At 66.2% G+C, this 17,719-nt stretch carries 13 protein-coding genes; 11 read left to right on the top strand and 2 right to left on the bottom strand.

Annotation, left to right across the window (positions count from 1 at the left end; translation table 11 throughout):
• Nucleotides 1–26 precede the first annotated feature (26 nt).
• Nucleotides 27–1,964 (bottom strand): acetate--CoA ligase, encoded by a 1,938-nt coding sequence (acs, locus tag EB835_RS18945; protein ID WP_135810998.1) that lies wholly within the window; start codon nt 1,962–1,964, stop codon nt 27–29.
• 337 nt (nt 1,965–2,301) lie between these two features.
• Between acs and EB835_RS18950 the strand changes: the two genes are divergently transcribed.
• The 9 genes from EB835_RS18950 to EB835_RS18990 all read left to right on the top strand — a co-directional run bounded on the left by EB835_RS18950 (nt 2,302) and on the right by EB835_RS18990 (nt 10,513).
• Nucleotides 2,302–4,905, top strand: a complete 2,604-nt coding sequence (locus EB835_RS18950; protein WP_135810999.1) for a hypothetical protein — start codon at nt 2,302–2,304, stop codon at nt 4,903–4,905.
• A gap of 247 nt (nt 4,906–5,152) precedes the next feature.
• Nucleotides 5,153–6,160, top strand: a complete 1,008-nt coding sequence (gene ssd / locus EB835_RS18955; RefSeq protein ID WP_135811000.1) for a septum site-determining protein Ssd — start codon at nt 5,153–5,155, stop codon at nt 6,158–6,160.
• The gene (locus tag EB835_RS18960; RefSeq protein ID WP_135811001.1) at nt 6,157–7,329 is read left to right on the top strand and encodes a TadA family conjugal transfer-associated ATPase; all 1,173 of its coding nucleotides are present in this window, start codon (nt 6,157–6,159) and stop codon (nt 7,327–7,329) included. Before ssd ends, EB835_RS18960 begins: the two co-directional genes overlap by 4 nt.
• Nucleotides 7,326–8,021 carry a type II secretion system F family protein gene (locus EB835_RS18965; protein WP_135811002.1) on the top strand — a complete coding sequence of 232 codons (696 nt, stop codon included), beginning with the start codon at nt 7,326–7,328 and terminating at the stop codon, nt 8,019–8,021. Before EB835_RS18960 ends, EB835_RS18965 begins: the two co-directional genes overlap by 4 nt.
• Entirely contained in the window at nt 8,018–8,608 is a 591-nt protein-coding gene (locus tag EB835_RS18970; protein WP_240688860.1) for a type II secretion system F family protein, read from the top strand. Before EB835_RS18965 ends, EB835_RS18970 begins: the two co-directional genes overlap by 4 nt.
• 172 nt (nt 8,609–8,780) lie before the next feature.
• A complete protein-coding gene (locus EB835_RS18975; protein ID WP_135811003.1) occupies nt 8,781–9,383 on the top strand; it encodes a GNAT family N-acetyltransferase in 603 nt (200 codons plus the stop codon).
• Nucleotides 9,384–9,560: 177 nt separating this feature from the next.
• A complete protein-coding gene (locus tag EB835_RS18980) occupies nt 9,561–9,806 on the top strand; it encodes a DUF4244 domain-containing protein (protein WP_135811004.1) in 246 nt (81 codons plus the stop codon).
• Nucleotides 9,807–9,812: 6 nt separating this feature from the next.
• Nucleotides 9,813–10,199, top strand: coding sequence for a TadE family protein (locus EB835_RS18985; protein WP_135811005.1), 387 nt, complete (start codon nt 9,813–9,815; stop codon nt 10,197–10,199).
• Nucleotides 10,196–10,513 carry an Rv3654c family TadE-like protein gene (locus EB835_RS18990; protein WP_135811006.1) on the top strand — a complete coding sequence of 106 codons (318 nt, stop codon included), beginning with the start codon at nt 10,196–10,198 and terminating at the stop codon, nt 10,511–10,513. Before EB835_RS18985 ends, EB835_RS18990 begins: the two co-directional genes overlap by 4 nt.
• A gap of 21 nt (nt 10,514–10,534) precedes the next feature.
• Here EB835_RS18990 and EB835_RS18995 read toward each other — a convergent pair whose 3' ends face one another.
• The gene (locus EB835_RS18995; RefSeq protein WP_135811007.1) at nt 10,535–12,811 is read right to left on the bottom strand and encodes a DEAD/DEAH box helicase; all 2,277 of its coding nucleotides are present in this window, start codon (nt 12,809–12,811) and stop codon (nt 10,535–10,537) included.
• 34 nt (nt 12,812–12,845) lie between these two features.
• On the opposite strand from EB835_RS18995, the gene EB835_RS19000 reads away from it, so the two are divergent.
• Nucleotides 12,846–14,480 carry a methyltransferase gene (locus EB835_RS19000; protein ID WP_240688862.1) on the top strand — a complete coding sequence of 545 codons (1,635 nt, stop codon included), beginning with the start codon at nt 12,846–12,848 and terminating at the stop codon, nt 14,478–14,480.
• Between the two features lie 181 nt (nt 14,481–14,661).
• Nucleotides 14,662–17,541: a type I DNA topoisomerase gene (gene topA / locus EB835_RS19005; protein WP_135811008.1), complete on the top strand. Its 2,880-nt coding sequence runs from the start codon at nt 14,662–14,664 to the stop codon at nt 17,539–17,541.
• Nucleotides 17,542–17,719: the final 178 nt, after the last annotated feature.

Genomic DNA, 17,719 nt, shown 5'->3' on the forward strand with positions numbered 1-17,719 from the left:
CCGACCTCGGCTCAAGGGCGTGAGGTTCAGGCTCCCGCGACGGACTTTTCGATCTGATCCATCACCGAGGCGTCGGCGAGGGTCGTAGTATTGCCGACTTCGCGGTTCTCGGCGACGTCCTTGAGCAGGCGTCGCATGATCTTGCCCGACCGTGTCTTGGGCAGATCCGTGACGATGTGGACCGTCTTCGGTTTTGCGATGGGGCCGATGTCCTTGCCCACATGTTGACGCAGCTCCTCAGCGGTCTCGGGGGAGTCCTCGGCGCCGTTGGAGACGATGACGAACGCGACGACGGCCTGACCGGAGGTGTCGTCGGCGGCACCGACCACAGCCGCCTCGGCGACCTTGGAATGAGCGACGAGGGAGGATTCGATCTCCGCGGTGGACAGGCGGTGACCGGACACATTCATCACATCGTCGACACGGCCGAGGAACCAGATATCCCCGTCCTCATCGCGGCGGGCGCCGTCGCCGGCGAAGTACGTATCCTCGAACCGCGACCAGTAGGTCTCCTTGAAGCGCTCCGGGTCTTTCCAGATTCCGCGCAGCATCGCCGGCCACGGCCGGCGGATGACGAGCAGCCCGCCTTCGGGACCGGCAGGGTTCTCGCCCGAATCATCGACGACGTCGACGGAGATGCCGGGAATGGGGCGTTGGGAAGAGCCGGGCTTGGTCGAGAGCACACCGGGCATGGGCGCGATCATGTGGGCGCCGGTCTCGGTCTGCCACCAGGTGTCGACGATCGGGCAGCGCTCGCCGCCGACGACGCGGTGGTACCAGCGCCAGGCCTCGGGGTTGATCGGTTCGCCGACGCTGCCGAGCAGGCGCAGACTGGACAGGTCGTACTCGGCCGGGATCTCCTCGCCCCACTTCATGAAGGTGCGGATCGCCGTCGGTGCGGCATAGAGGATCGTCGCCTTGTACTTCTCGATGATCTCCCACCAGCGGCCCTGGTGGGGGGTGTCGGGAGTGCCTTCGTAGACGATCTGGGAGGTGCCGGCGGCCAGCGGACCGTAGGTGACATAGGAGTGGCCGGTGACCCAGCCGACGTCGGCGGTGCACCAGAAGACATCCGTCTCAGGCTTGATGTCGAAGACGGCCTTCATCGAGTACAGCACCTGAGTGAGGTAGCCGCCGGAAGTGTGAAGGATGCCCTTGGGCTTGCCGGTCGTGCCGGAGGTATAGAGGATGAACAGCGGATTCTCCGCGTCGAAGAACTCGCATTCGTGCGTGTCGCTGGCCTGCCCGACAGAGTCCTCCCACCACTGGTCACGGCCGTCGACCCAGTCGACCTCCTGGCCGGAGCGCTTGACGACGAGGACGTGCTCGACCGGGGTATCGCCCTGGGAGAGTGCTTCATCGACGGCGGGTTTGAGGCTCGTGGGTTTGGCGCGACGATAGCTGCCGTCGGCAGTGATGACCACGCGGGCTTCGGCGTCGATGATGCGTGAGCGCAGGGCATCGGAGGAGAAGCCGCCGAAGACGACCGAATGAGCCGCGCCGAGGCGGGCGCAGGCGAGCATCGAGATCACCGCTTCGGGAATCATCGGCAGGTAGATGGCGACCCGGTCGCCGGTCTTGACGCCGAGGTCGGTCAGCGTATTCGCCGCTTTCGACACCTCGGCGAGGAGTTCGGCATAGGTATAGGTGCGGGAGTCGCCCGGTTCACCTTCGAAGTTGATGGCCACCCGGTCGCCGTTGCCGGCGAGGACGTGCCGGTCAAGGCAGTTATAGGCGACATTGAGCTTTCCGCCGACAAACCACTTCGCAAACGGTGGGTTCGTCCAATCGAGGACCTCGCCGAAGTCTTCGTGCCAGTCGACGAGTTCACGGGACTGTTCGGCCCAGAAGCCCAGGTAGTCGGCTTCGGCGCGTTCGTATTCATCAGCCTTGATGTTGGCGGCGGCCGCGAACTGCTCTGGTGGAGCAAACGTCTCGGTCTGCTCGGCAGCGGTTTCGGTCATGCTTTCCCTCCGACTTCCTTGGTGGATCGAAAATTCTAGTAGCACTGTATACCGGTGATCGGGGGCAGCGGAGCGCAGTTTCAGTCGATGAACGGGGAAATCGGGGGTAGCCATCACGCAGTTGTCGTGGTATGGATCACATGGGTTCAATGGTGCAGTGGGGAACGAAGGGCCGCCTCGGCGGGGGATCGACGGGTATTCGACGTGCCTGAGAATGCGCATATGAGTGCACAGGAGGCCTGTGTTCTGCAAGGATGGGGTCAGAGTCTGTCGGGATCCGTCCCGCGCGGACACGGAAACACTGATAGCTTTTCCCCGAGATCGACTGGAGTCAGCGATGAGTTCGCCGCAGCATCCAACCGGGTCCGGGCCACAGCCGTGGCAGGATCAGCCCCCGCAGCACCCAGGCCAGAACGCTCAGCAGCCCGGTGGCCAGCCGCCGGCCTACGGTTCGGGACCGGGGCAGTTCGGTTCGGCTCCCGGACCGGCTTATGGTTCCGCACCGGGCCCCTACGGTTCTGCTCCCGGGCACCCTGCCGGACCACAGGGACCCTACGGGTCTGCCCCGGCTCAGTACGGATCGGGTCCCGGCCCCTACGGGTCTGCTCCGGGACAATATGGTTCGGCGCCGGGACCCTACGGTTCGGCGCCCGGCCAATTCGGTCAGGCACCCGCGCCGAAACAGAAGTCAGGTCCGGGAATTCTCGGACCGCTGACGCTGCGTGACCTCTTCCTTCTCTTCGCAGGTCTGCTCGCCTTCATCGCACTGTTCGTGCCTTACCGCGGTTACAGCTACGGCTTCGGTCGTGAGACCACCACTCTGTGGCACTGGAACGTCGCGGACATGGGCGCACTCGTGTTCGCTGTGCTCACGCTCCTGCTCGTCGTGGCGGCAGTGCTCGTCAACAAGCTCGGCAACGGCCGACTGCGGGTCGGATCTCTCAGCCTCGACCAGTTCATCTCGGTGCTCTCTGCGATCGCCTTCACCTATGGATTCATCGACCTGCTCACCTCGGCGGTCTACTGGCATATCGGCTCCTACCTGACGTTCTTCGCTGCGCTCATCGCGTTCTTCGCCGGGGTGTTCACGATGCTGCCGTTCTTCGCCAAGGAGTTCGCCGGACGCGAGGACAACGAAACCCATCCGAAGGCTCGCCCCGTCACCAAACACACCCAGCATCCGGCGCCGGTAGCGAATGTGCCCGGTGCCAGTGGTCCGGGTGTCGGCGCCCCCGGATTCGCGCCCTATGGTTCGGCTCCGGTCGGTGCCGGTCAGCCGGGACCCGGTCAGCCGGGCGGACCGGGACAGTCAGGCCGACCTGCTCAATTCGGCGCTCCGGGACAGCCCGGGCAGCCCGCCCAGTTCGGCGCCCCGGGAGGGCCGGACCAGTTCGGTGCGCCCGGACAGTCGGGCCAGCCTGCACAGACTGCTCAGTCGGGTGCAGACCAGTTCGGTCAGAACCAGTCTGCGGCACCCGAGCAGCAGGCCCAGCCCTCCGCACAGTCCGGTCAGCCCAGTCCCTACGCTCCGCCGGAGGAACAGGCGGCAGAACGTTCAGCCAGCTCCTTCGCCGCACCTGCTGCCGAAGCTGCTTCGCCGGAACTCCAGGGTCCGACCTCGGACCAGCCGTCGGACGACGGACCGGTCCACAGCACCGGTGACGGACAGACCTACCTGGGCCGTCGCGATTCGGATGCCCCGCAGAATTCTCAGAGTGAACCGACTCAGGCATTCGGCGTCGGAGCCGGCCGGCCGCAAGCTGATGCGCTCAGCGACCAGCCCACAGCAACCGGCGATGAGCCAACCGCGACCGGCAGCCAGGCCGACGAGTCCAATGCCCAGGCACCTGGATCCGACGCCCAGGCGGTCGAGTCCGACGACAAGCCACACTCGGGTGCTGCGGCCGCTGCTGCAGGCGCTGGTGTGATCGGCGCCGGGGCCGCCGGTGTCGCCGCTGCTCATTCGGATTCCGAACGTCGCCGCGGCCGCCATTCCGCACCCGAGACTGGGGCCGGCGCGGACCCGACCGACACTGCATCGGCTCCTCAGAAGGATGAGGCGCACGCGGGTGCGACTGCAGACAGGGCCACGGCCGCCTCGACGTCGGAAGACGAGACCCCGAGGGCCGTGTCACCGGCCGAGAGCAGCGACCTGGTCTCCAAGGTCAACGCAAAGTCATCGGACACGAATGCCGCTGATGGTGCGAACGCGACCGCCGCGGACTCGGACGCGACACCCTCGACCGCTGCCGATCAGGTGTCGGCAGGCGACGCATCGGAGAATGCGACTTCGGCAGCTTCGGAGACGCAGGCTTCGCCATCGGAGTCCCCGGCTTCGTCCGACGGCTCCGCTGCACGGGGGCCGAACGACGACGCGAACATCCGCTCCACTGACGCCACCGTCGTCAGCACCCCGGCAGACGGCAAGGTTGTGCCAGACGACCAGTCCACGGCCGATGACAGATCCACAGCTGAAGACAAGGCGGCTGCGGATGAAGACCAGCAGGCGACTGCCGTGATGGAGCCGGCCACCCGTTCGGAGCGGGCCACTGCTCCCGAAAGCGAGGAGCCGACTCAGTACGTTCCCGTCGCCGACTACGCCAACCGTCCGGAGACCGACGGGGGCGCAGGCCGGTCGAACGACGAGACCATGGCACAGACGGCTGTCGACAACCAGCCGGTGCCCGCCGATGCCGGTCAGAACCAGCCCGACGGTGGGCAGAACCAGGACGGTGGACGCCCCATCATCCAGGCATTCTGGTTCGCCGTTCCCGAACCGCGTGAAGCCGTGGACGAGACCACCGGAATGCCGGTGTTTACGATCTACCCCGGGGACTGGTACCTCAGCCTCGAGGACAACGGATCCTGGTTCAAGGTCCGCGACTCCGACGGCAGCACCACAGGTCTCCTGCGCAATATCGAAGGAATCCAGCGCGGCTGATTCGCCACCCGCCGACTCGAACGCCCACGCTGTGGACGCGAGAGTCTGCCCGGGGTGGTCCCTGGTCCTCACCTCCGGCAGGCGTGGACGGTGAACACCACGGCTGACCAGGGGTGAAAGCCCAGGGCGGACTTGAAGGGGCGCCTCCTGTGACTTGACCTCACAGGAGGCGCCCCTTCGTCATTCCCTCCACAGGCCGACGTCTCGACCTAGCAGGCCCGTGTACCCGGCGGGCAGGCTTCGACGCATGCAGGTAGCCCTCATCACCGACCTCGGCGCAATCACCGAAGAATGCGCCCGAGTGGCCGAAAGCATCGGGATCTCCCTCACCGTCCTGCCTCCCGACTCCGGAGGCTGGCAGTCCGCCTCGCTCATCCTCCTGGGCGAGGACGTCCGCGAAGCCCCCGCCACCGACCGTGCAGACAAGATCCTCGTCGTCCTCGACGATGACGAACCCTCCTCGACCTGGGCGAGAGCCGCCCACCTCGGCGTCGACCAGCTCGCCGTTCTCCCCGCCGCCGCGGAATGGCTGAGCGGGCGGATGATCGCCGCCGTCGAACCACCGACAGCTCCCGGAACCACGGTCGGCGTGGTCGCCGGCTGCGGCGGTGCTGGTGCCTCCGTGCTCGCATGCGCACTCGCCCGACGGGCCGGAGCCGAAAGCAGCACCGTCCTCGTCGACGCCGACCCGCTCGGCGGGGGACTCGACCTCGTTCTCGGCGCAGAACAGGTGCCCGGACCCCGGTGGACCGACCTCAGCGCCTCCCGCGGACAGCTGCGCCCCTCCACCCTGGCCGATGCGCTGCCCCGCCACGACGGACTCGCCCTGCTGTCCTGGGGCCGGGACGACACCGTCGACCTCGACCCGGACGTCTTCGACGACTTCCTTGCCGCGGCCGGTCAGGCCTTCGACCTCGTCATCGTCGACCTGCCCCGTCACGCCCCACCGCAGTGGACCAGGCGCTGCCATCATGTCCTCCTCGTCTCTCCGGCCCGGGTCCGGTCCGCCGTCGCCTCTTCCCAAGTCGCCAAACGGCTCTCCCACGCCCACCCGGATGTGCGCCTCGTCGTCCGTGAAACCGGGGCAGGCGGCCTCGACGCCGACCTCCTCGCCGAATCCATCGGACTGAGCCTGGCCGGGAGCATCCGTGATGATCGGGGACTGTCGGCCGCCGTCGATCGTGGCGAGGGGATCCCGGGAGGGGCGCACCTCGGCCGCCTCGTCGACCGCCTGCTGGGGGAGTGGGTGGAATGAGCGAATGGCTCGACGCCTCGCTGGTCGCCGATGTCCGCAAGACCCTGCTCGACAAACCGGGACCGGTGACCACGGCCGCCGTCGCCGAGGCGGTCCAACGCACCGGGCGCGTCCTCGGTTCGTCCGCCCTGCTCGAGCTCGTCACCCGGCTGTCCGCGCAGCTGTCCGGGGCCGGCCCCCTGCAGTCAGTACTCGAGGTGGCCGGCACCACGGACGTGTTCGTCAACGGACCCCGCGAGATCTTCGCCGACACCGGTGACGGGCCCCAGCTGCTCGACCTGTCGCTGGGATCCGAAGAGGAGGTGCGGTCCTTGGCGGTGCGGTTGGCAGCACTCGGCGGACGCCGCCTCGACGATTCGAGCCCGTATGTCGATGTCCGCCTGCCCGACGGGGTCCGGATGAACGCGATCGTCCCACCGATCTCCGGCGAGACGACGACGATCAGCTTCCGCGTGCCCAAACGCTCCGGGTTCCCGTTCTCCCAACTCTGCGCCGAAGGGTTCGTCCCCGATGAGATCAGCCCGCTGCTCACCGAGGCGGTCGTCTCCCGGGCGAACATCCTCATCTCCGGCGGAACGGGGACCGGGAAGACCGTCCTCCTCGGCGCTCTGCTCTCCCTCGTCGACGACATCCAGCGCATCGTCATCGTCGAAGACTCCCGCGAACTCATCGTGGCGCACCCGCACACAGTCCAGCTCGCAGCCCGCCAGGCCAATGTCGAAGGCGGCGGCGAAGTGACGCTGACCGACCTCGTGCGAAACGCCCTGCGGATGCGGCCCGACCGCCTCGTGGTCGGGGAATGCCGCGGTGCCGAGGTCAGGGACATGCTCACCGCGCTCAACACCGGACATGAAGGCGGTTGTGCGACGATCCACGCGAATACCGCCGATGCCGTGCCCAGCCGGGTGGCCGCGCTCGGGGCGTTGGCGAAGATGGGTCCGGACGCTGTGTATTCGCAGTTCTCCACTGCCATCGACCTCGTCATCCACCTGCGCCGGACCGGCTCCGAACGGGGTATCACAGAGCTGGCGATCCCGACCCGGACCGGCGTCGAGGGCGTGGTGATGGAACCGGTGTGGGGCCGCCCGTCGCCCTCGACGACGGGCACCGTCAATCGTCGTGCCCTGGCGCGGTTCGAGGCCGTGCTCGAACAGAAATCCGCACAATGATCGTCCTCACCGCCGTCCTCGTCGCAGTCGGGATCGTCCTCGCCGCCCCTCCTGACCCCGGTGCCAGGCTGCGCGAACTCCTGCACCGTACGGAGGAGGACGAACCGGTGCAGAAGACTGTGCGTGCCCTCTTTCGCCGAGGCGGCCACACCAGCGATGACCAGGCCGAACGGCTGTGGGCGATCGCCGCCGTCGAGCACTGCGCCCACCTGCTCAAAGTGGGGATGACCCCGCAGGCGGTGATGGCGACCCTGAGCCGCCGCCATGAAGCACTGGCCCCGATCTCACGCGCGATCACGTTGGGTGAGCAACCCGGACGGGCCATCGCCACCCGCAGCAGCGCCTTGTCGGAGACCGCCGCTCAGGTGCTGTCCGGGATGGCCGCCGTGTGGACGGTGTCCGAACGCTCCGGGGCCCCCGCCGCGGAGATGATCCTGCGCTATGCGGCAGCTCAGAGAGACGCGCTCGACGCCGAACGCGAACGCCGCATCGCCATGGCCGGACCGCAGTCGACGGTGAGAGTGCTCAGCTGGCTGCCGCTCATCGGCGTCGGTCTCGGCCTGCTCATCGGAGTCAGACCACTCGAGCTCATCACCGGGCTGCCGGGACAGCTGAGCATCGGTCTCGGCCTCCTCCTGTATGGGGTCGGCCGATGGTGGATGCGGACGATGATGCTGCGAGCACAGAGATGACCATGCTCTTCGTCCTCATCGGTGCCTGTGTCGGACTCAGCGTGCTGCTGTGGTCCGGATCGACCCGCGAGAGGCTGCAGAATCTCCTCGGCGGGGCAGGGACCGATCCCACCGGCACCGAGGCGGCCACCCCGGAAGCGGGAACTCCGAGGACGGCGGGGGCGGTGGCGGATGATCAGCTGGCTTTCGACCTCGATTTGGTGGCGATCTGCCTGACCTCGGGACTGCCGATTCCCGTGGCGCTGAACCTGACCGCCGAGGCGACCGACGACCGATCGGGCCTGCAGAGGATCGCCCGAGCGATGACGATCGGAGGACGCCGACTCGCTGATGACGACCGTCTGCTGCCGGTGCTCGAGGTCTTCGAGTTCTCCGAACACACCGGTGTCGGCCCGGCTCCCCTCATCGAGTCAGTGGCCGAGGAGCTGCGAGCGTCCTCCCGCAGGCGGCGGCAGGAAGCCGCCGCCTCATTGGGTGTCCAGCTGGTGCTGCCCTTGGGCGTGTGCATCCTGCCGGCGTTCCTGTTGCTCTCCGTGGTCCCGGTCGTCATCTCCCTGCTCTCCGACATCACGACCGTGTTCTTCTGAAGCCCCAACACGATCCTGGGGTGTTCGGTGTTCGGTGTTCGGTGTTCAGTGTCGCTCCGAGCGCTCAGCATCGTGCTGACCAAATCGTGCTGACGGGCTCTGTTCCGGAGCATTCACCAGTTCCTGAAAGAGTGGTGACCTGATTTTCAGGCTCGACCGATAAGCTCGAGGCATGGCACCGGTCACACCCTTCAATCAGCTGTCCAATGTCGAACAGGCCGAAGACTACGCCGAGAACCTCTTCGTCGGTCGATCCGTGCGACTGCGTCCTCTGCGCGAGGAGGACCTGCCCTACCTCGAACAATGGTGGTTCGACCCCTCGATCGTCGTTCTGCAGAACCACACGGTTCTGCCGCGACCAGAAGGGGGTGTGTCCGAACAGTTCTCCCAGTGGAGTGCGAACACCTCGAGCGAAGCAGTCGGCTTCAGCATCGAGCTGACCGAAACCGAAGAGTTCGTCGGCCATGTCACGCTCTACGGACGCAATCCCATCAACCAGTCCGCAACTCTGGCCATCGTCGTCGGCCCCGAATTCCACGGCCGCGGCTACGGTTCGGACGCGGTGCGTCTGGCCGTGAAATACGGGTTCCTCCAATTGGGACTCAACCGCATCGAGCTGCAGACTTGGGCGTTCAACACGCGTGGGATCGCCTCCTATGCGAAAGCCGGGTTCGTCGAAGAGGGCCGTCGTCGTGAAGCCGTCTTCTTCAACGGCCGCCGCCACGACGAAGTGATCATGGCCATCCTCAGGGACGACTGGGCCGGCAACACCTGAGGCACTGACTCCCACGCTGTTTCCTGTGGACGACGTTTCCACTCGCACATCGTGAGCCTGTGGACGCAGAACGCGTTTCCACAGCCCCGATTTCGACCCTCGACACGACAGTGCACTCACTCCCAGGCTGAAGGTCCGCTCGCAGAGTGCGAACGGGCTGCTGCCAAGGAGGAGAGCATGGCCACCACATCACCGCCCCCGGAGATCGAGGATCCGCCGACAGAGCAGATCGAACCGGTCGACGACCACAGTGCGATCGAACAGTTCTGGGAATCCGACACCGGAGCCACCACCGCTGAATACGCGATCACCACATTGGCCGCGTGCGGATTCGCCGCGCTGCTCGTCGTGGTCCTCAAATCCGAACCGATCAAGGAACTCATCACCGGGGTCATCTCCTCGGCACTCGGATTGGGAAGCTGAACCGCCGTGGCACGCGGACGCTCCCGTCAGAGGCAGCGAGGTCGGGGCCGCGATACGGGAACGGCGACGGCAGAATTCGCCGTTGTCATGCCCGCTGTCGTGCTCCTCATCGTGCTGCTCGCGGGGGCCGCCGCGGTCGGCTTCTCACAGCTGCGAGCCTTCGACGCGGCACGGTCTGCAGCACGTGAGATCGCTCGCGGCGAACCTCAAGCCGCGGTCGTGTCCGAAGCGAAGAAGCACGCAGGAGACTCCTCTTCGGTACGTGTCCGAGCCGATGGCGGCTATTCAGTCGTCACCGTCACCATCGAACTGCCGGCCGCGATCTTCTTCCTCGACACCGTCGATGCGAACGCCACCGCCCGGTTCGAGGGAGACCGGGGTGGGCCGTCATGACGAATATCGTCGTGGGGCTGTGTTCGATCGTGCTCGTCCTCGTCACCGCCATCGGCAGCCTGGGCCAGGCCTTCGTCGCTCACAGTCGGGCGCAGAGTGCCGCTGATCTGGCGGCGCTCGCCGCCGCGGACTCCGTGCGCGGACTGGCCACCGGCGAACCGTGCGAGATCGCGAAGGAAGTGGCGAAACGCAACGGCGGTCACCTGAAGGACTGCCGAGCCTCACTGAGCGAACAATCTGCCTATGTCGTCATCGAAGTGGACATTCCAGGGCCCTTGCCGAAGGTCCGAGAGGAGGCTGTCGCCGGGAAGTGAAACTCACCATCAGGGCAGCCGCTATCTGAGCACGGAGCGCAGCAGCCGCAGCGCCGCGTCCTTCTCCAAAGGTTCGTTCCCGTTGCCGCATTTGGGCGACTGCACACAGGAGGGGCAGCCGTCGATGCACTCACATGCGGCGATGGCGTCCCGGGTCGCGCCCAACCACTCTTCGATGACGTCACTGCCGCGTGCGGCGAAGCCGGCACCACCGGCCAGGCCGTCATAGACGAACACCGTCGCCAGCCCTGTGTCGGCATGCAGCGCCGTCGAGACACCACCGATATCCCACCGGTCACAGCCGGCGAAGAGCGGCAGCAGACCGATCGAAGCATGTTCGGCGGCGTGGACGGCTCCGGGCAGATCACCGGAGACGACCTCGGCCTCGTCGAGGACGCTCTGCGGGATCGTCCACCATACGGCCTGCGTCCGCAGGGTACGCTCCGGCAGGTCGAGTTCGTGCTCGGCGATGATCGCTCCACCCCGCTTGGCCCGCATCCGGTAGGCCACGACCTGATCCTTGACGTCGACGGTGCCGCTGCACACCGCCACCCCGGAGGGCAGAACCCGCTGGGCATCCGTGTCGACGATAGAGATCTCAGTCTGCGAGCGCGGCTGAGTCTTATAGTCGACCTCGGCACGTTCGACGGCGACGATCCGGTCCTCGAGATCGAGATCGAGGACAGCGAAATCAACGCCCTGATGCGTATACACCGCGCCCGGATGGGCACCCGTATGTGCTCCCGACTCGTCGACCGTGCCCAGCAGAGTCCCGGTGCTCGCTTCGACCAGACTGAACTGTCCGCCACCGGCTCCGCGGATATCCGACAGATCGGTCGCGGGCTGATCCTTGGCCCAGAACCATCCGATCGGTCGCGCCCGCAGCAGTTTTCTCTCCACGAGATCGTCGATGACCTCACGCGAATTGTTCGGGAAATGCGTGAGGTCACCCGCCTTCAGCGGCACCTCGGCGGCGGACGCACACAGGTGCCCGGAGAGCACATGCGGGTTGCCCGGATGGATGACCCCGGCATCGACCGGGGAGTCGAAGATGACTTCGGGATGATGCACGACGAACGTATCGAGCGGATCGTCACGGGCGATGAACACAGCCATCCACCGCTGTCCGGCTCGCCCCGCTCGTCCCGCCTGCTGCCACAGTGATGCCAGAGTTCCCGGCCAGCCGGAGATGATGACGAGGTCGAGTCCGGAGATGTCGATGCCCAACTCCAGGGCATTCGTCGATGCCACCGCCAGCAGCTGACCCGAACGCAGTGCGGTCTCGAGCATCCTCCGCTCCTCGGCCAGATACCCGCCCCGGTAGGCGGCGACCTTCCCGGTCAGCGAGTCGTCGACCTGCCCCACCTGGTCACGGACCGTCTGCGCGAGGGCCTCGGTGCCGCGGCGGGAGGCAATGAACGTGATCGATCGGTAGCCTGCGCACATCGAATCGGTGATGACATCGGCGGCCTCGACCAGGCCGCTGCGCCGGTCCCCGCCCGGAGACACCGGAGGCTCCCACAGAGCGAAGCTGCCGGAGGCTCGTGGGGAGGAATCCTCGGTCACCGCATGTGCCGCCCGCCCGGTCAGCTTCGCAAAGGCCTCGTCCGGGTCCGCCATCGTCGCCGAGGCTCCGATGACGACCGGTGTCGCACCGTAGTGGGCGGCGATGCGCAGCAGTCGGCGAAGGATGAGTGCGACATGGGACCCGAACACCCCGCGGTATCGGTGGGCTTCGTCGATGACGATGAAACGCAGATTCTTGAACATCCGGACGAAGCGCTCATGCTGGGGCAGGACCGACCGGTGGAGCATGTCCGGGTTGGTGAAGATGATGTTCGCATGCCGCCGCGCCCAGTCTTTCGAGACCTGCGAGGTGTCCCCGTCGTAGCTGGCCGGACGCATGCCCTGAATGACGAACCGTTCGAGTTTGGCCAGCTGATCGGCGGCCAGGGCCTTCGTCGGAGCGATATAGATCGCCGAGGCGCTGCGCAGCTTCCCGCGAGTCGATTGGATCGCTTCGAGCACCGGCAGCCAGAATCCCAAGGACTTGCCCGACGCGGTGGGGGTGGCGATGACGACGTCGGATCCGTCCCGGGCTGTCTGCGCCGCTTCGAGCTGATGCTGCCACAGGGCGTCGACGCCGATGGAATGGCACGCGTGCTTGAGCTCCTCATCGATCCAGTCCGGCCACTCGGCGTCTCGTTCGAAGCGCTGCGGGATGTCGCGGACGTGGACGATTCGCTCATCCCGGGCACCGAAACCGGTGACGATGTCGAGGAGAGCAGAGGAGGCCATGGGTCAATTATGGCGCAGTCGTTAGGATTCTTCTGTGACTGATCTGCCGTTGGCCCACTTGGGCGAGACTCTCTACCATGCCGGATACACCGAACCTAGGCTGCGCCTGTTCTGGGGCGCTGCGGCCTCGGAGGCGCTGCTGCGCAACAATGCGGCACCCGCCATCCACCACTGCAACCGAATGCTCGCCGACAAGACCTCCACCGTCGCCGAGCGGGCAACCGCCTGTGCTGCGCTGCTCTTCCACTTCCACCGCACCCTCCCGGTCACCGAGGCCCGTGCCCTGCTGCGGGAGTCCTTCGACACCGCCGCCGAGGCGGGACTGATCACCGTCACCGACGACGAGGTCGCCGCCCCCTTCGCGCTGGCCCCCTATGACCTTCCAGTCGGTGTCCCGCGTGGCTTCCGTCCCGGAGACGAGAACCTCTACCTCGTGGCCGACCACGGGACCCTGACTACCCCGGATGTCCTCGACGGCGAGTTCGTGCTCGGACTCGGCGGGGCCGGCCGCACCCTGGTGTCCATCACCCCACGCGACCGTGTCGGCGTGGCCGCCGACATCGGCACCGGGTGTGGAATCCAAGCCCTGCTGCTGGCTCGCCACTGTGACAGGGTCATCGCCACCGACATCTCCCACCGGGCGCTGCGCCTGGCCGAACTCTCGGCTGGACTCAACGCAGTCACGACGATCGAATTCCGGCACGGATCTCTTCTTGAGCCCCTCAGTGACACTGTGGATCTGCTCGTGTCGAATCCACCGTTCGTCATCACCCCGCGCAGCACGGACACCACCTTCGAATACCGGGACGGCGGTATGACCGGGGACTCTCTCGTCCGGGAACTGTTCAGCCGGATTCCGGCGCACCTCACTCCGGGAGGACGCAGCGTCTGCCTCGGAAACTGGGAGGCCGCCTCGGCGAAGGACGACGGACCGGAGACCTGGGTCAGCGACGACGACACTTCGGTGTTCGTCATCGAACGCGAAGCACTCGACCCCATCGCCTACGCAGAGACGTGGATCCGCGACGGCGGGATCGTCCGCGCCAGCGCCGCGTGGAACGACGCGGTGGCCGCATGGCTCGATGACTTCGCCACCAGAGCTGTGGACGAGATCGTGTTCGGGTACGTGTTCATGAACCGTTCCGATAACGATGTGTCAACGATTGGCTCCGAGGACTCCGCAGCCGGTGACGAGGCGCCCACGACCGATCACATTGTCTCGGGGGCAGCTGACGGAGTGTTCAAGTCCAGGGTGAGAGTCACCTCGGCGCCGGCGAACAATCCCTATGGACTCGCCGATTTCCTCACCACGATCGTCGCGATCCGATCCTGGCTGGCCGCAGCTGGACCGGAAGAGATCGCGGCGACCGCCTTCACTCGCTCACCCGACCTCGTCGAACATCGCCATTTCGTTCCCGGACAACCGGATCCCAGCTCGATCACCCTGGAACAGGGGATCGGGTTCGGGCAGGTCTTCGACCTCGACACCGCGCTGGCCGGATTCGTCTCCGTGGCGGATGGGACGCTGACGCTGCGGCAGACGGCCGGAGCATTGGCCCAGCTTCTCGAAGTCGATTCCACAGCACTGGAAGACCAGCTCGTCGCCCAGGTCAGAGCCCTGGCCGCGGCGGGTGCGCTGCTGCCCGACAACGGCCCCGGCGACAGCTGAGCGACTGGACGGGATGAGGAATAGGGATAGGATCGAAAACCGTTGACGCCGTGTCCGAATCGAATCCGACCGGTATCCGTCCCGGTCGGCCCGATGCGGAGCAGGCCCGAACAACAGTGTTACATTGGGCCGGATCGTCCGTTGCAGCGGGCAGCTGATGCCGTGAGAGGAATGTGAAAGCGTGACCACAACCGAGAAGAAGCCCCGTCGCCTCGTCATCGTCGAGTCTCCGACGAAGGCGCGAACGATTGTGCGATACCTCGGCGACGGTTATGACGTCGAGGCCTCCGTCGGCCATATCCGCGACCTGCCCACACCCTCGGAGCTGCCCGCCGATATGAAGAAGGGGCCGTACGGAAAGTTCGCTGTCGACGTCGACAACAACTTCGATCCCTACTATCGGATCGATCCGGGCAAGAAGAAGAAAGTCACCGAACTCAAGCGTCTGCTCAAGGACGCCGACGAACTCTATCTGGCAACGGATGAGGACCGCGAGGGAGAGGCCATCGCTTGGCACCTGCTCGAAGTCCTCAAACCGAAGATCCCCGTCAAGCGCATGGTCTTCCACGAGATCACGCCCGAGGCGATCGAACGTGCTCTGGAGAACACCCGCGACATCGACGAATCCCTCGTCGATGCGCAGGAGACCCGCCGCATCCTCGACCGTCTCTACGGCTACGAGGTCTCACCCGTGCTGTGGCGGAAGATCCGTGCGGGACTGTCGGCCGGACGCGTGCAGTCCGTGGCGACCCGTCTCGTCGTCGAACGCGAACGCGAACGCATGGCGTTCGTGCCCGCCGACTACTGGGACCTCGACCTCGACCTCGGTCTGCCCGACGGGACGAATCCGTTCGCCGCGAACCTGACCACCCTCGATGGGGCACGGGTGGCCTCCGGACGGGACTTCGACGACAAGGGACAGTTGAAGACCGCCTCGGCGACGGTCGTCGACCAGGCTCGCGCCGAAGCCCTGGCCACGGAACTGAACGGCACCGCGAAGGACGCGCTGACCGTGACCGCGGTGGAGTCGAAGCCCTACTCCCGCCGCCCGGCTGCTCCGTTCACGACCTCGACGCTGCAGCAGGAAGCCGGCCGCAAGCTGCGCATGAGTGCCCGTCAGGCCATGCGCACCGCCCAATCGCTGTACGAACACGGCTACATCACGTATATGCGTACGGACTCCTCGGCGCTGTCGGGCCAGGCCATCGCCGCCGCCCGCAAACAGGTGACCGAACTCTATGGTCCCGAATTCGTGCCGCAGTCGCCGCGCCAGTACGCGAGCAAGCAGAAGTCCGCGCAGGAGGCCCACGAGGCGATCCGTCCCTCCGGCGACTCCTTCCGCACCCCGGCGCAGGTGTCCAAGCAGCTCAGCGGGGACGAATTCCGTCTCTACGACCTCATCTGGAAGCGCACCGTCGCCAGCCAGATGGCCGACGCCAAGGGAAAGACCGCGACCATCAAGGTCAGCGCCGCACTCGCCGACGGCCACGAGGCCGGTTTCAGCGCCAGCGGCACCGTCATCACCTTCCGCGGATTCCTCGCCGCCTATGAGGAGGGCACTGACGCCTCCCGCTACGACACGAAGTCGGGGGAGTCGCGACTGCCGCAGGTCGAAGAGGGCCAGGCGCTGTCGGTCGTCAAGGCCGAAGCCGATGGCCACACCACTGCTCCGCCACCGCGCTTCACCGAAGCCAGCCTGGTCAAACAGCTCGAGGAGCTCGGCATCGGACGTCCCTCGACCTATGCGGCCACGATCTCCGTGATTCAGGATCGCGGCTATGTGACCACCCGCGGCAATGCGCTCGTGCCCAGCTGGTTGGCGTTCTCCGTCGTCCGTCTGCTCGAGGAGCACTTCTCAGGGCTCGTCGACTATGCCTTCACCGCCGACCTCGAATCCGAACTCGACCGGATTGCGATGGGCGAAGAGGACCGCAATGACTGGTTGGCCGGGTTCTACTTCGGCGGCAAGACCCAGGACCGTGAAGGGCTCAAGGCGATCGTCGACGACCTCGGCGATATCGATGCCCGTGAGGTCAACACCGTGGCCATCAGCGAGGGCGTGAACCTGCGTGTGGGCCGCTACGGCCCCTACCTCGAGGTGGTTTCGGGAGTCGAGGGCGAGGACCCGAAGCGGGTCTCCGTGCCCGAGGACCTGGCTCCCGACGAACTGACGGCGGCGAAGGCGGCCGAACTCATCGAGACCCAGGGCGGAGAGGACCGCGAACTCGGCGTCGACCCGGAGACCGGACACACCATCGTGGCGAAGAACGGCCGGTTCGGCCCCTACGTCTCCGAAGTGCTTCCCGAACCCGAGGAGAAGCCGAAGCGAGGCGCCAAGAAGCCGAAGCCGCGCACCGGATCCCTGTTCAAGTCGATGAACCTCGACACGATCGACCTCGAGACCGCGCTCAAGCTGCTCAGTCTGCCGCGCGTCGTCGGTCAGGACGAAGAGGGCACGGACATCACCGCGCAGAACGGACGCTATGGCCCGTACCTGAAGAAGGGCACGGACTCCCGGTCGCTGACCGACGAAGAGCAGATCTTCAACATCACCCTCGACGAGGCGCTGAAGATCTACGCCGAGCCCAAGCAGCGCGGCGGACGCCGTGCCGCGGCTCCGCTGAAGGAACTCGGCGAGGACCCGGAGACGAAGAAGCCCGTCGTGGTCAAGGACGGTCGCTTCGGTCCCTACGTCACCGACGGGGAGACGAACGCGACCCTGCGCAAGGACGACTCCGTCGAAGCCGTGACCCTCGAACGCGCCGCAACCCTGCTGGCCGAGAAGCGCGCCAAGGGACCGGCGAAGAAGAAGGCCCCGGCCAAGAAGCCCGCGGCGAAGAAGGCTCCTGCGAAGAAGACGACCGCGGCGAAGACCACGGCTGCGAAGAAGACCACAGCGACCAAGTCCACGGCGGCGAAGAAGACAACGGCTTCGAAGTCGACCGCGGCGAAGCCCACTGCTTCGAAGACCGCCGCGAGCAAGTCGACCGCGTCGAAGTCCACGGGCACCAAGACGACGGCAGCGAAGAAGACGACCACGGCGAAGCCGAAGACTCCCTGAGCCGACGGCAGCCGGGTGTACGCCATTCTCTGGTCGATCCAACGCGTTCTTGTCGCGGCGGATTCAAGCTATCGTTGCAACACCTGTCGAATCGTCGTGTTCGTTCAATAGTTTAGCCAGGGCCTCGGCCGGCGTCTTCCAACCCAACCGTTTCCGGGGCCGGGCGTTGAGCTCAGCA

This window comes from Brevibacterium sp. S22 (assembly GCF_004745485.1).
Lineage (GTDB): Bacteria > Actinomycetota > Actinomycetes > Actinomycetales > Brevibacteriaceae > Brevibacterium.